This window comes from Halomonas sp. YLB-10, assembly GCF_003856855.1.
Taxonomy (GTDB): Bacteria; Pseudomonadota; Gammaproteobacteria; order Pseudomonadales; family Halomonadaceae; genus Halomonas; species Halomonas litopenaei.
Map to the genome: position 1 here is coordinate 327,062 of NZ_RRCU01000004.1, position 13,087 is coordinate 340,148.

Consider the following 13,087-nt stretch of genomic DNA (forward strand, 5'->3'; position numbering starts at 1 on the left):
AGCAGGGCAATGGCGCGGCGTCAAGGCGGCTATCGTCGAACGGAAGGCAAGAATCGTCAGGGGGAGTGACGATGTGTGTCACAGACTGTGCCCGATCTTCTATACAGATTTCGCCACTGACATGAGCGGGGCGGGCGACTGGGTCGGCTAGCGCAGGGATGGGTCAATGGACGTCTGGACCTGGTTCACAACGTCAGCGAATTCAGGCAGGTGTCGGACCGTCGCTACAGTGTTGCCCAGGGGCTGGTGTCCCCCTGCTCCAGCACACGTCGCACGGTGGCGAGGGCCTGTTGCAGGGACTCGCGGCTGTCGGGGGCGCCCACGCACAGGCGAATGGCCTGGGGCGCCGGCTCGCTGCCGGTACAGAAGGGTTCAGGCGTTGCCACCAGCACGCCTTCGCTCTTCAGCAGGGCCTGTACCTCGCTGGCCCGGCGGCCTTCGGGCAGCGGTAGCCAGAAGTTGGCGCCATGGGTGAGATGGCGGGGCGTCAGGGCCTCGAAGCTTGTCCGTGCCAGACGCTGCCGAGCGGCCAGCTCTGCGGTCTGCCAGGCCAGCAGTTCGGGGTAGCGGGGTGAGGCGATCCAGCGCCGCGCCACCTCGGTCATCAGCGGCGGACACATCCATGACTGCGCCCGCAGCAGGCTGCCGATGCGCTCGCGCAGGGTGGCCGGCATCTGCAGGGTGCCGACCCTGAGGCCACCGGAAAGCACCTTGGAGGTGCTGAATACCTGCAGCGTGCGTTCCGGCGCCAGTTCCAGCAGAGACACACCGCGATCCTCCCGCGGCAGGTACTGGACGGCGTCCTCGATCAGCCAGAAGTCATGGCGGCGCGCCAGGGCGACGAGCTGTTCCCTGCGCTGCGTCGAAAGCACCGCGCTGGTGGGGTTGTTCTGGTCCGGGGTCAGGTAGACCAGGCGGGGCACCTGGCGTTGGCACAGGCGTGCCAGTGCATCGATGTCCATGCCGTCGTCGTCCAGGGGTACCGCCATCGGCTTGAGGTGAGCGTGGCGGGTGGCGGCGTTGAACCCCGGATAGGTGAGAGCGTCGGCGGCCACGCTGTCGCCGGGGCGGGTCAGGGCTCTCAGGCACAGGTCGATGCCGTGCTGGCCGCCCTGGGTGATCGCCAGCACCTCGTGCAGGGGAAAGCCGAGATCCTCAAGCCAACGTGACAGCGCCTCTCTGTGCTGCCGGGTGCCGATGTCGGGCTGGTAGGCGGCGACCATGGCAAGGCAGGCCGGGTCTTCGGTCACCTCCGCCAGGGCCTGCTGCAGACACTGATGACGCCAGGGGTGCGGCGGAGCAAAGCTCAGGCTCATGTCGACCACGCCATCGGAGTCGGCTGCGACGTGTACATCGAAGGGGCTGTTGCCGGCGGCGGCGTCATTGACGTAGGTGCCACTGCCGACCCGGGACGATACCCAGCCCCGTTGCTGGGCTTCGCTGTAGGCGCGGGTGATGGTGCCCACGGTGACGCCCAGCGCGTCGGCCAGGGCCCGTTGCGGGGGCAGTCGATCGCCGGCGGCGAGCTGGCCCTGGTCGATGGCCTCGCCGATGGCCGAGGCGATCTGACGATAGCGGGCCGAGCGGGAGTCGAATTCGAGGGAGGGAGTCCAGATTGTCATGGTGACAATAAACTCTTTGACGGCAATTGGTGCCTGAGTATGCTTTAAAAACCGGGGTCAATTCACCTTGTTTCACACCATAATGCAAAAATTGTAGGGGTACAATCATGGAAGAGACCGCTAGTCAGCTCGCCTTTCTGCTTCCGGCAGCGCTGTTCATGGTGTCCATGACCATCACGCCGGGTCCCAACAACGTGATGCTGACCGCCTCCGGCGCCAACTACGGCTTCCTGCGTACCCTGCCACACCTGTTCGGCATCCTGGGTGGCTGTTTCGTGCTGTTCGCCTCGATCGCGCTTGGGCTCGGGGTGGTGTTCGAGCGCTATCCGGTGGTGCAGGGCGGACTCAAGCTGGTCGGCAGCCTGTACCTCTTGTACCTGGCGTGGAAGATCGCGACGGCCCCGCCGCCGGACCTGCGGGTAGGCGATGCCCGCCCGCTGTCCTTCGTGCAGGCGGCGGCGTTCCAGTTTGCCAACCCCAAGGCGTGGGTCATGGGTATCGCGTTGATGGCGGGGTTCCTGCCGGACGGCGGCAACCCCTGGGTCAACGCCCTGTTGCTGGCGGGCGTGGCGGAACTGGTGGGGCTGCCCTGCATCGCTCTGTGGGCAGGGTTTGGCACCGCCATCGGCCGCCTGTTGAAGAGCGACCGATCCTGGCGGGTGTTCAATGGGGTGATGGGAGCGCTCACCGCGGCCTGCGTGGTGATGATCCTGGCCTGAACCTTTCAGTCTAACGCGGTTGGGGCGTCAGGCTTGGTCAAGAAGACTCAGCCCTCGCTGGGCTCATCAGGCGATGCCCCCTCGGGCCGCCGGGCGGTCAGGGTGATCTCCACTGCGGCGCCGCCATGCAGCTGTGGCGACACGGTGCAGGTACGCGCCGGATAGCGCGCAGCCTCGAACCACTCGGAATAGACATCATCCACCGCCTGTTGCAGCGACAGGTCGGTGAGGTGCACTTGAACACGCACGGTGTCGGCCAGGGTGCAATCCGCCTGCTCGAGCAGGTGAGACAGTCGCCTGAGGATCCAGCGAGTTTCTTCGGCGGCGTCACCGAGAATGGCGTCACTGCCCTGGATATCGGCGGCGGTCAGCCCCGACAGATGGACGTAGTGTTCGTCCATGACCAGATGGGAGCCCGGAAACTCGGGGCTGGGTAGGGTGGGGTCGTTGAAGTAGCGTGCCATCTTGCCTCCTGCTGCGGCTTGGTCGTTGTGCCGCTGGAGAAATGTCTGGCGAATGCCGCCGACTTTCCTTGCGGAAAGCAGGCGGCGGAAATGCGTTTGTCGGTTGACTGCGGAGAGCGTCCGGGAATAGCGCGGGCGTCAGCTGCTGACTTCGCACTGCACCGGCATGCGCCGGCCGATGGTCCAGGTGGCCTCGTTGCCCTTGCCACGGAAGACGTGCTGGCCGTTTTCCGAGGCGTAGTGCATGCCCGAGGCGGCGGGCTGACGTTCGAGCGGGAAGCTGTCGCCGTGCATCTGTACCTCGGCGCTGTCCTGACTGTCGAAGACGATGGTGAACTGGCTGCCATCCTGGCAGATGTAGTCGGCGGAGGGCGAGGCTGCGGCGTCGGCACTGTCATCATGGCCACTGCCGCCGGCACAGCCGGCCAGGGCGGTGAACAGCGCAGTGAAGGCGGCAACAGGGATCCAGCTGGCGTTCATGAAACATCTCCTTGTCATATGAAGGGAGCCGTGGAGAAGGCTCGCCTGGCGTTAGGCCTTCCCAGGCTACACAAGTTCCGCACCCGCCACGATACCTCGCCGGATCAGCCCTGCTCAGGCGGTTCGCGTCCGGGAGTCGTGTTGCCGCGGGAGTCGCCGTCGTTATCGTCATGGGCCCCGTCGTCAACGCTGACATCCGTCGGTTGTTGCTCCTGGCGTCTGGCGTGGCGCTCTGCCTTGTCGCGATGGGTGTCGTCGGGCACCAGGGCTAGCAGAGTCTCGCCGTCACCGGCATCGAAGCTTTCATCCTTGTGCATGACGCGTACTTCGCCATCCTCGCTGTAGGTCGAGATCACCCGGGCGTCGGGGTTGTCGCGTCGATAGTCCTCGAACGAATAGCTCTCGCTGAGGCGCGTCAGACGGACGCACCAGCCCTCGCGGATGTAGTTGGTGGCCTGTTCGAAGTCGAGTTCCTTGGCGAAGAAGCGCCCGCCCAGGGTCTGCTCGAGATGATCGCCACCGGCACCGCCCCCCGGGGCGAAGCGGTACACCTGATGGTGGCCGAATTCGGGAGCATAGTGCATGCACAGCAGGGCGTTGTAGTCGTCGTTGTCGGTCAGCGCCACCATGCTGTCGAAACGGCTGAACTCGAGTGTCAGCTCGGCCTCCTCGGTGAGTACCTCGCCGTAGTAGGTGGGAATGTCGCGGCCTCTGACCTGGCGCAGATGGTTGTAGTTGCGATCGGCGATCAGCACCGGGCGCCCGGTGGACTGGATGGCCTCGGCAAGGGCGACCGTGAAGGGGTTGGCGCCGATGATCAACAGCCCCTTGGTATCGGTGGACTGAAGATTGAAGCGACGGGCCAGGGGCTGCAGCGAGAAGCCGTGAAGCAGCACCGTGACCGCGACGATGGCAAAGGCCAATGGCGACAGCAGGGCGGCGTCCTCGATGCCGATGTCGACCAGGCGCGCGCCGAACAGACCAGCGATGGCCACCGCGACCACCCCGCGTGGACCGATCCAGCCGACCATCAGCTTCTCGCCGAAGGGCAGGTCGACCTTGATCAACGATATGAAGACCGCCAGCGGGCGGACCAGCAGCAGTACCACCGCGACGAACAGGATCTCGCGGGTCGTCAGGGTGGCCAGGGTGCCCAGGTCCACCTGAGCGGCCAGCAGGATGAATACCCCGGAGACCAGCAGTACGGTGATGTTCTCCTTGAAGCGGCGGATCTCGTCCAGCGACGACAGCGACGAATTGCCGATCACCACGCCCATCACGGTGACCGCCAGCAGGCCGCTTTCATGCAGCAGCGCATTGGGCAGGGCGTAGGTGGCCATGACGAAGAAGATGATCACCGGCACCTTGAGAAACTCGGGGATATGGCCGCCCTTGATCGCGCGGATCAGGCCCCAGGCGGTGGCCAGTCCCACCGCGCTCGCCACCGCGATGCCCAGCGCCATATGGCCGAGGGTCATCGACAGCGAGTGAGAGGAGTTGAGAACGATGGCGAGTTCGAAGGCCAGCACCGCCGCCAGGGCGCCCACCGGGTCATTGAGGATCGCCTCCCAGCGCAGGATCTCCCCCGGTCGTCGCTTGAGGCTGGCCTGGCGCAGCAGGGGAATGATGACGGTGGGGCCGGTGACGATCAGGATGCCGCCAAGCACCGAAGCCGATGCCCAGGTCAGTCCACCGATGTAGTGACCCGACAGGGTCGCCAGCAGCCAGACCAGCGGGCCGCCGAAGAACACCAGGCGCTTCACCGCAAGCTCCGCGCCCTTCAGCCGTGTCAGGTTCAGCGTCAGGCCACCCTCGAACAGGATCATCGCCACGGCGACCGCGATCAGCGGTTCGAGCAACTCGCCGAATACCGAGCGTGGGTCGAGCACACCGGTTACCGGGCCGATGAGTACGCCGCTCAGCAGCAGCAGAACGATGGCCGGCACCTTCCAGCGCCAGGCCAGCCACTGGGCGCCGATACCGAGCGCCGCGATCAGGCAGAAGACGAGAACGGGGGTCATGAGGGCTTCCCTGTGGTCGAATCGGTGCAGGCAGTGCTTTGCTTGCCAGGCTGGCGAGGTAACGTCGGCGAGCGCAGGCACTGTTCCTACAAGGCATAACGCTAGGCGGCGCCCGCTGCATTCACAACCAACCCTGTAAACGCTTGCGACCCGATCGGCACAGTTACCCGGAGACTCAGGGGCCCGCGCCACGCAGGCATTGAAGGAGCCTTCGTACTACCGAGGGCGGGGAAGTGTTCGCCCTGCGTGTTCTGTTCGTGAGGAATGAAGCAATCGGAAGCGATGCCATGGTGGCGGGAGGAGGAGGCGTTGCAGATAAAGTCCGGTTGCCATCAGCTGGCGAACAGCAAGGCGACCACCGCGACAATAAGAATGCCGAACTGCGCGGCACGAATGTAGAGCGACCAGCCATGGTAGAGGCTGATACGGATGCGCTCGGCAGGGCTTTCGGTGAGGTAGATATAGCCACACACCAGCACGGGAAAGATGAGCAGCCCGATCATGGTGGGCGGCTACGCTGCTACTGGCTGTCGTGGGAAGCCAGGGGGAAGCTCTGGTCGATGCGTTGGCGCTCGAGCTCGGCGGCGTCCTTGCTGGCGTACCTGCGCACCACCACGGTACCCGAGGCAGTGATATCCACGTCATCCCAGCCTGCCGTCTCTGCCGCCTCGGTAGATTGCTGCAGCTGCTGCTGAATCTGCTCGAGAATGCGTTGGCCCTGTGCGCTCATGTCCTGTTCCTCTCATGGACTGACACTGAGAATAGCACGATGCGATGTATGTCGCGGGATGGAAAGGAAGCGGAAGGCATGGGGAGGGGGAGGAAAGAGAGGGAAGGGAGAGAAAAGAAAGGAGAGAACCGCGCTGGCCCCGTTCCTTCCTCTCTTGCCTTCCCCCTCGGCATTGGTCAGCCCTTGGCAACCACCGCCACACCGGCCTTGGAGCGATTGGGACGCCCGATGGCGCGGGTGATCCAGTCGCCTACGGCGGCGATGCGCTCGAGGTCCACCGTGGTTTCGATGCCCAGGCCTTCAAGCAGGTAGACCACGTCCTCGGTGGCGACATTGCCGCTGGCGCCCTTGGCGTAGGGGCAGCCCCCGAGGCCCGCCACCGAGCTGTCGATTACCTGGATGCCGTCCTCGAGTACCGCGGCCAGATTGGCCAGCGCCTGGCCATAGGTGTCGTGGAAGTGGGCGGCCAGACGCTCGACCGGAACGTCACGGGCCACCGCCTCGAGCATGCGCCGGGCCTTGAGCGGGGTACCGGTGCCGATGGTGTCGCCAAGCGACACCTCGTAGCAGCCCATCTCGTCCAGCGCCCGGGCGACCGCCACCACCTGCTCGGGGGCGATGTCGCCTTCGTAGGGGCAGCCGAGCACGCAGGACACATAGCCGCGCACCTGGATCCCCTGATCGCGGGCGCGTTCCACCACCGGGGCGAAGCGATCGAGCGACTCGGCGATGGAGCAGTTGATGTTCTTTTGCGAGAACGACTCCGAGGCCGCGCCGAACACCGCCACCTCATCGACGCCGCACTCGATGGCCGCCTCCAGTCCCTTGAGGTTGGGGGTCAGTGCCGAATAGCGCACCCCTGGCTGACCTTTTCCCTCTCGCATCAGGGCGGTCATCACCTCGCGGTGGTCGGCCATCTGCGGCACCCATTTGGGCGACACGAAGCTGGCCGCCTCGATGTGGCGATGGCCGGCCTGGGCCAGGCGCTCGACCAGTTCGAGCTTGGTCGCCGTGGTGATCGGGTCCGGCTCGTTCTGCAAGCCGTCGCGAGGCCCGACTTCGACGATGCGAACGCTGGCGGGAAGGGCCATCAGCGGGACTCCTTTTGCTCGGTTTCGGGCTGTGTCTCTGACTGCGCCTCTGTTGGCGACGCGCCGGCGTCGAACTCCAGCAGCACGTCGCCCTGGCCGACGGTGTCGCCGGCGGCGAAGTGGAAGCTGGCCACGGCGCCGTCGGCCGGGGCGGTGAGGGTGTGCTCCATCTTCATCGCTTCCATCACCATCAGGGCGTCACCCTTGGCAACGGCAGCACCGGGCGCAACCAGCAGCGCCACCACGGTACCGTGCATGGGCGCGGTCAGGGTCGACTCGACCTCGTGCTGGCCGTGGTCGATGGCGTCGATACGCCGCCAGTAGAGGCGGACCTCGCCCTCGGGGCTCGACAGCACGATCTCGTTGCGCTCCTTGCCTTCGCCCACCAGGCGCGCCTGCAGGCGGCGGCGGTGGCCGTCCAGGGTGATCGCCACGGCGTCGCCGGGCAGATCGGTGAGGCTCGCCGATACCTGCTGGACCTCGTCGCGATTGGCCCCGCTGATGCTGAGCTGCCAGGCGTCGTCGCTGGCCCCATGACGTCCCTCGACCAGCGCCAGGCTCGCAGGCTCGGCGTCCAGCGCCTCGCGCGGGTCGCACAGTGCGATACGGATCTGGCGCGGGCCGTTCAGGCGAAAGCCGTCGTGGCGGTCCCAGGGCGAGTCGCTCTCGCACTCCCGAGACAGCTGATGCAGCGCCACCAGGGCGGCGCTGGCCAGGCTGTCCTGGTCGAGGCCGCGGGAGGCGAACAGGCTGTCCTCGTGGCGCTCGATAAAGCGGGTATCGAGGTTGGCCGCCTGGAAGTCCGGGTGGGTGGCCAGGCGCTGCAGGAAGCCGCGGTTGGTGACCACACCACGCACGTCCAGCGCCGCCAGGGCGCGGTTGAGGGTCGCCAGCGCCGAGGCGCGGTCGGGGCCGTGGGTGATCAGCTTGGCCAGCATGGGGTCGTAGTGCATCGACACCATGTCACCGCTTTCGACCCCGCTGTCCAGGCGCACCCTGGCCGGGTCCAGCGAGGCGCCCTCGAGGTCCAGCGAGAAGTGGCTGAGCAGGCCGGTGGCCGGCAGGAAGTCCTGGTCGGCGTCCTCGGCGTAGAGCCGCGCCTCGAAGCTGTGGCCGTCGATGGTCAGCTCATCCTGGCTCAGCGGCAGGCGCTCGCCCATGGCCACGCGCAGCTGCCACTCGACCAGGTCCTGGCCGGTGATCATCTCGGTGACCGGGTGTTCCACCTGCAGGCGGGTGTTCATCTCCATGAAATAGAAAGAGCCGTCCTGCCCCGGTGAGGCGTCGAGCAGAAATTCCACCGTGCCGGCGCCGACGTAGCCGATCTCCTGGGCCGCGCGCACCGCCGCCTCGCCCATGGCGTGGCGCAGTTCCAGGGTCATGCCCGGTGCAGGGGCTTCCTCGAGCACCTTCTGGTGACGACGCTGCACGCTGCAGTCACGCTCGAACAGGTAGACGCCGCCGCCGTGGCTGTCGCAGAACACCTGGACCTCGACGTGGCGAGGCTGGGTCAGGTACTTCTCGATCAACATGCGGTCGTCGTTGAAGGCCGCCCGGGACTCCCGTCGGCAGCCGTCCAGGGCCGCCTGGAACTCGTCGGCGTTCTCGACCACGCGCATGCCCTTGCCGCCGCCACCGGCGCTGGCCTTGAGCAGCACCGGGTAGCCGATGGCGTCCGCCTCGCGCTTGAGCAGGTCGTCGTCCTGATCATCGCCGTGGTAGCCCGGCACCAGAGGCACCCCGGCGTCCATCATGCGGGCCTTGGCGGCGGACTTGTCGCCCATGGCCTTGATGCTGGAGGCGGGCGGGCCGACGAAGACGATACCGGCGTCTTCGCAGGCGCTGACGAAGGCCTCGTTTTCCGACAGGAAACCGTAGCCGGGATGGATGGCGCCGGCGCCGCTGCGGCGGGCCGCCGCGATGACCTTGTCGACATCGAGATAGCTTTCCCGGGCCGGCGCCGGACCGATGCGGATCGCCTCATCGGCTTCGCGCACGTGGCGCGCGCCTTCATCGGCGTCGGAGTACACCGCCACCGTCTTCAGGCCCATGGCCCGGGCGGTGGCCATGACACGACAGGCGATCTCGCCACGATTGGCCACCAGCAGAGTGTCGAAGCGCGGCTGGCGGTCTGACGGATTCGAGCTCATGAGGCGCTCCCTTTTTTGCTGGTGGATGAGGGGGGGCTGGCGGATGAAGGGGGGCTGGTGGAAGAGGCGCTGTCGGTCCAGGCCGGACGGCGCTTCTCGAGGAAACTCGCCAGTCCCTCCTGGCCTTCGGCGCTGGTGCGCAGTTCACTGATGACCTGACAGGTGCGCTCGCGGGTGGCGTCACTGTCGGTGTCTCTGGCGACTTCCGCCAGCAGGCCCTTGGTGGCCCGGCTGGCCTGGGGCGAGGTGGCCAGCAGGGTGTGGAGCATCGCGTCGATGGCGGCGTCGAGTTCGTCGGCGGCGACCACCCGGTGGACCAGGTCCAGTCGCTGGGCGGTGGCGGCATCCATCACTTCGGCGCTGAGCGCGTAGCGGCGAATCTGACGGCTGCCGATGGCGCGCTGCACGTAGGGGCTGATGACCGCCGGCGACAGCCCGATGCGCACCTCGGACAGGCAGAACTTGGCCCTGTCGGAGGCGATCACGATGTCGCAGCAGGCGGCCAGGCCTACCGCGCCACCGAAGGCCGCACCCTGGGCCCGGCACACCGTCACGCAGGGCAGGCTGTCGAGGCCGTGCATCAGGCGAGACAGCTCACGCGAGTCGGCCAGGTTGTCGTCGACGCTGTAGTCGACCATGCGCTTCATCCAGTTGAGGTCGGCGCCGGCGGAGAAGCTTTTGCCCTCTGAACCCAGCACCAGCACTCGTACCTCGCCGCTGTCGGCGGCCTGGCGTACCTGATCCAGGTGGGCGTTGAGCTCGCCGATCAGGGCGTCGTCGAAGGCGTTGTGCACCTCGGGGCGGGTCAGGGTCAACCAGGCAACCCCCCGGGCGTCGATCCGTAGTTGGGACATGTCTGACATGGGATCCATCCTTGAGGGCATTACATGCGGAAGACGCCGAAGCGCGTCTGTTCGATCTCGGCATTCATCGCGGCGGCCAGCGACAGGCCCAGTACATCGCGGGTCTGGGCCGGGTCGATCACGCCGTCGTCCCACAGTCGGGCGCTGGCGTAGTAGGGATGGCCCTGGTGTTCGTACTGTTCGCGGGTCGGCTTCTTGAAGGCCTCTTCGTCCTCGGCGGACCAGGACTCGCCGGCGCGTTCGATCTGCTCGCGCTTGACCTGGGACAGCACGCCGGCGGCCTGCTCGCCGCCCATCACCGAGATGCGGGCGTTGGGCCACATGAACAAAAGGTTGGGCTCGAAGGCGCGGCCGCACATGCCGTAGTTGCCGGCACCGAAGCTACCGCCGATCAGCACCGTGAACTTGGGCACCTTGGCGCAGGACACCGCGGTCACCAGCTTGGCGCCATGCTTGGCGATGCCCTCGTGCTCGTACTTCGAACCGACCATGAAGCCGGTGATGTTCTGCAGGAACACCAGCGGAATCCTGCGCTGGGCACACAGCTCGATGAAGTGGGCGCCCTTGACCGCGCTCTCCGAGAACAGCACCCCGTTGTTGGCGACGATGCCCACCGGATGACCGTGGATATGGGCGAAGCCGGTGACCAGGGTATCGCCGTAGTAGCGCTTGAACTCGTCGAAGTCGGAGCCGTCGACGATCCGCGCGATGACCTCGCGCACCTCGAAGGGCTTCTTGAGGTCGGTACCGACGATACCGTAGAGCTCCTCGGGGTCGAGGCTGGGCGGGCGCGGAGCGGCCATCGCCAGCTCGCCGCGCTTCTGCCAGTTCAGGCGGGACACGCAGCGCCTGGCGATCTGCAGGGCGTGGGCGTCGTTGTCGGCGTAGTGGTCGGCGACCCCGCTGATCCGGGTATGGACGTCGGCGCCGCCCAGGTCCTCGGCGCTGATGGTCTCGCCGGTCGCGGCCTTGACCAGCGGCGGGCCGCCGAGAAAGATCGTGCCCTGCTCGCGCACGATGATCGATTCATCGGCCATGGCCGGCACATAGGCGCCACCGGCGGTGCAGGAGCCCATCACCACGGCGATCTGGGGAATTCCCTCCGCCGACAGGGTGGCCTGGTTGTAGAAGATCCGGCCGAAGTGGTCGCGGTCGGGGAATACCTCGTCCTGGCGCGGCAGAAAGGCACCGCCGGAGTCGACCAGGTAGACGCAGGGCAGGCGATGCTTGCGCGCGACTTCCTGGGCGCGCAGGTGCTTCTTCACCGTCAGCGGAAAATAGGTGCCGCCCTTGACGGTAGCGTCGTTGGCGACGATCACGCACTCGACGCCCGAAACGCGGCCGATGCCGGTGACGATGCCGGCCGCCGGCACTTCGGCGTCGTACACCTCATGGGCGGCCAACGCCGACAGTTCGAGGAAGGGCGAGCCCTCGTCGAGCAGGTGGTCGATGCGGTCGCGTACGAACAGCTTGCCGCGGGATTCGTGCCGGCTACGGGCCTTGTCGCCACCGCCACGGCGGATGGCAGCGGTCAGTTCGGCCAGTTTGCCGACTTCGGCGCGCATGGCCGCGTCCCGGGCCTGGAACTCCTCGGAGCGCGGGTTGATCTTGGTGTCCAGAATCGCCATGACCGGCTCCCCTTACTTGGATTCGTTGAACAGCTCACGCCCGATCAGCATGCGCCGGATCTCGCTGGTGCCGGCACCGATCTCGTAGAGCTTGGCGTCACGCAGCAGGCGCCCGGTCGGGTACTCGTTGATGTAGCCGTTGCCGCCGAGCAGCTGGATGGCGTCCAGCGCCACCTGAGTGGCCTTCTCGGCGCAGTAGAGGATCACCCCGGCGGCGTCCTTGCGCGAGGTCTGGCCGCGGTCGCAGGCGGCGGCGACGGTGTAGAGGTAGGCGCGGCAGGCGTTCAGGGTGGTGTACATGTCGGCAACCTTGCCCTGGACCAGCTGGAACTCGCCGATGGACTGGTTGAACTGCTTGCGCTCGTGGATGTAAGGCACCACCACGTCCATCGCCGCCTGCATGATGCCGATGGGGCCAGCAGCCAGCACGGTGCGCTCGTAGTCCAGCCCGCTCATCAGCACGCGCACGCCCTTGCCGACCTCGCCCAGCACGTTCTCGGCGGGGACTTCACAGTCCTCGAACACTAGTTCGCAGGTGTTGGAGCCGCGCATGCCGAGCTTGTCGAGCTTCTGGGCGGTGGAGAAGCCGGCAAAGCCCTTCTCGATAATAAAGGCCGTCATGCCCTTGGAGCCGGCGTCAGGATCGGTCTTGGCGTAGACCACCAGCACGTCGGCGTCGGGGCCGTTGGTGATCCACATCTTGTTGCCGTTGAGGATATAGCGGTCGCCGTCCTTGCGGGCGCGCAGCTTCATCGACACCACGTCGGAACCGGCGCCCGGCTCCGACATGGCCAGCGCCCCTACGTGCTCGCCGGAGATCAGCTTGGGCAGGTACCTGGCCTTCTGTTCGGCGGAGGCGTTGATCTTGAGCTGATTGACGCACAGGTTGGAGTGGGCGCCGTAGGACAGGCCCACCGAGGCGCTGGCCCGGGAGATTTCTTCCATGGCGATGCAGTGGGCCAGATAACCCATGCCGGTGCCGCCGTCCTCGTCGGACACGGTGATGCCGAGCAGGCCCATGTCGCCGAACTTCTGCCACAGGTCGGCGGGGAATTCGTTTTTCTCGTCGATCTCGCCGGCGCGGGGGGCGATCTCGTCGCGGGCGAAGGCATTGACCTGGTCGCGCAGCATGACCAGGGTTTCGTCGAGGCCGAAATCGAGGGGCGTATAGGGGCTGAACATGATGGGCTCCGGGGCATCCTTGATGGTCGATACGGCGCCAGGAGGGGGCCGGACCATCTTTATTGATGGTGTTGGTGACGAGGTGAAACGGCACCGCAGGCGGTGAGCGTTCACGGGATGACAAGAAGACTAGGCAA

General features: G+C 66.4%; 12 protein-coding genes. 1 reads left to right on the forward strand and 11 read right to left on the reverse strand.

The features are described from left to right. Window positions 1–224: 224 nt before the first annotated feature. Window positions 225–1,622 (reverse strand): PLP-dependent aminotransferase family protein, encoded by a 1,398-nt coding sequence (locus EBB56_RS11425; protein WP_124804404.1) that lies wholly within the window; start codon window positions 1,620–1,622, stop codon window positions 225–227. A gap of 107 nt (window positions 1,623–1,729) precedes the next feature. On the opposite strand from EBB56_RS11425, the gene EBB56_RS11430 reads away from it, so the two are divergent. Continuing rightward, on the forward strand, window positions 1,730–2,341 hold the full coding sequence (locus EBB56_RS11430; RefSeq protein ID WP_045994283.1) for a LysE family translocator: 612 nt from the start codon (window positions 1,730–1,732) through the stop codon (window positions 2,339–2,341). 47 nt (window positions 2,342–2,388) lie between these two features. On the opposite strand, the gene EBB56_RS11435 is transcribed toward EBB56_RS11430, so the two are convergent. From EBB56_RS11435 to EBB56_RS11475, 10 genes are all read right to left on the reverse strand, one after another. Continuing rightward, window positions 2,389–2,805, reverse strand: a complete 417-nt coding sequence (locus tag EBB56_RS11435; protein ID WP_045995003.1) for a RidA family protein — start codon at window positions 2,803–2,805, stop codon at window positions 2,389–2,391. A gap of 138 nt (window positions 2,806–2,943) precedes the next feature. Next, window positions 2,944–3,285 carry an MliC family protein gene (locus EBB56_RS11440; RefSeq protein WP_108447738.1) on the reverse strand — a complete coding sequence of 114 codons (342 nt, stop codon included), beginning with the start codon at window positions 3,283–3,285 and terminating at the stop codon, window positions 2,944–2,946. Window positions 3,286–3,389: 104 nt separating this feature from the next. Continuing rightward, window positions 3,390–5,306, reverse strand: coding sequence for a sodium:proton antiporter (locus tag EBB56_RS11445; RefSeq protein WP_221621165.1), 1,917 nt, complete (start codon window positions 5,304–5,306; stop codon window positions 3,390–3,392). Window positions 5,307–5,638: 332 nt separating this feature from the next. Continuing rightward, window positions 5,639–5,809 (reverse strand): hypothetical protein, encoded by a 171-nt coding sequence (locus tag EBB56_RS21890; RefSeq protein WP_157033145.1) that lies wholly within the window; start codon window positions 5,807–5,809, stop codon window positions 5,639–5,641. A 17-nt stretch (window positions 5,810–5,826) separates the two neighbouring features. After that, the gene (locus EBB56_RS11450) at window positions 5,827–6,036 is read right to left on the reverse strand and encodes a hypothetical protein (RefSeq protein WP_124804405.1); all 210 of its coding nucleotides are present in this window, start codon (window positions 6,034–6,036) and stop codon (window positions 5,827–5,829) included. 176 nt (window positions 6,037–6,212) lie between these two features. Next, window positions 6,213–7,127: a hydroxymethylglutaryl-CoA lyase gene (locus tag EBB56_RS11455; RefSeq protein WP_124804406.1), complete on the reverse strand. Its 915-nt coding sequence runs from the start codon at window positions 7,125–7,127 to the stop codon at window positions 6,213–6,215. Next, window positions 7,127–9,277: an acetyl/propionyl/methylcrotonyl-CoA carboxylase subunit alpha gene (locus EBB56_RS11460; protein WP_124804407.1), complete on the reverse strand. Its 2,151-nt coding sequence runs from the start codon at window positions 9,275–9,277 to the stop codon at window positions 7,127–7,129. Before EBB56_RS11460 ends, EBB56_RS11455 begins: the two co-directional genes overlap by 1 nt. Beyond that, the gene (locus EBB56_RS11465; RefSeq protein WP_409360209.1) at window positions 9,274–10,131 is read right to left on the reverse strand and encodes an enoyl-CoA hydratase-related protein; all 858 of its coding nucleotides are present in this window, start codon (window positions 10,129–10,131) and stop codon (window positions 9,274–9,276) included. The genes EBB56_RS11460 and EBB56_RS11465 overlap by 4 nt, the downstream gene beginning before the upstream one ends. A 29-nt stretch (window positions 10,132–10,160) precedes the next feature. Continuing rightward, window positions 10,161–11,768, reverse strand: a complete 1,608-nt coding sequence (locus EBB56_RS11470; protein WP_124804409.1) for a carboxyl transferase domain-containing protein — start codon at window positions 11,766–11,768, stop codon at window positions 10,161–10,163. Window positions 11,769–11,780: 12 nt separating this feature from the next. Further along, window positions 11,781–12,950, reverse strand: coding sequence for an isovaleryl-CoA dehydrogenase (locus EBB56_RS11475; protein ID WP_108132750.1), 1,170 nt, complete (start codon window positions 12,948–12,950; stop codon window positions 11,781–11,783). Window positions 12,951–13,087 lie beyond the last annotated feature (137 nt).

What these genes read in the sequence shown, in the direction of transcription:
- EBB56_RS11430 (WP_045994283.1), top strand. Translation starts at nt 1,730, where the DNA reads ATGGAAGAGACCGCTAGTCAGCTCGCCTTTCTGCTTCCGGCAGCGCTG.
- EBB56_RS11435 (WP_045995003.1), bottom strand. Translation starts at nt 2,805, where the DNA reads ATGGCACGCTACTTCAACGACCCCACCCTACCCAGCCCCGAGTTTCCG.
- EBB56_RS11465 (WP_409360209.1), bottom strand. Translation starts at nt 10,131, where the DNA reads ATGTCCCAACTACGGATCGACGCCCGGGGGGTTGCCTGGTTGACCCTG.
- EBB56_RS11455 (WP_124804406.1), bottom strand. Translation starts at nt 7,127, where the DNA reads ATGGCCCTTCCCGCCAGCGTTCGCATCGTCGAAGTCGGGCCTCGCGAC.
- EBB56_RS11475 (WP_108132750.1), bottom strand. Translation starts at nt 12,950, where the DNA reads ATGTTCAGCCCCTATACGCCCCTCGATTTCGGCCTCGACGAAACCCTG.
- EBB56_RS21890 (WP_157033145.1), bottom strand. Translation starts at nt 5,809, where the DNA reads ATGATCGGGCTGCTCATCTTTCCCGTGCTGGTGTGTGGCTATATCTAC.
- EBB56_RS11425 (WP_124804404.1), bottom strand. Translation starts at nt 1,622, where the DNA reads ATGACAATCTGGACTCCCTCCCTCGAATTCGACTCCCGCTCGGCCCGC.
- EBB56_RS11470 (WP_124804409.1), bottom strand. Translation starts at nt 11,768, where the DNA reads ATGGCGATTCTGGACACCAAGATCAACCCGCGCTCCGAGGAGTTCCAG.
- EBB56_RS11450 (WP_124804405.1), bottom strand. Translation starts at nt 6,036, where the DNA reads ATGAGCGCACAGGGCCAACGCATTCTCGAGCAGATTCAGCAGCAGCTG.
- EBB56_RS11460 (WP_124804407.1), bottom strand. Translation starts at nt 9,277, where the DNA reads ATGAGCTCGAATCCGTCAGACCGCCAGCCGCGCTTCGACACTCTGCTG.
- EBB56_RS11445 (WP_221621165.1), bottom strand. Translation starts at nt 5,306, where the DNA reads ATGACCCCCGTTCTCGTCTTCTGCCTGATCGCGGCGCTCGGTATCGGC.
- EBB56_RS11440 (WP_108447738.1), bottom strand. Translation starts at nt 3,285, where the DNA reads ATGAACGCCAGCTGGATCCCTGTTGCCGCCTTCACTGCGCTGTTCACC.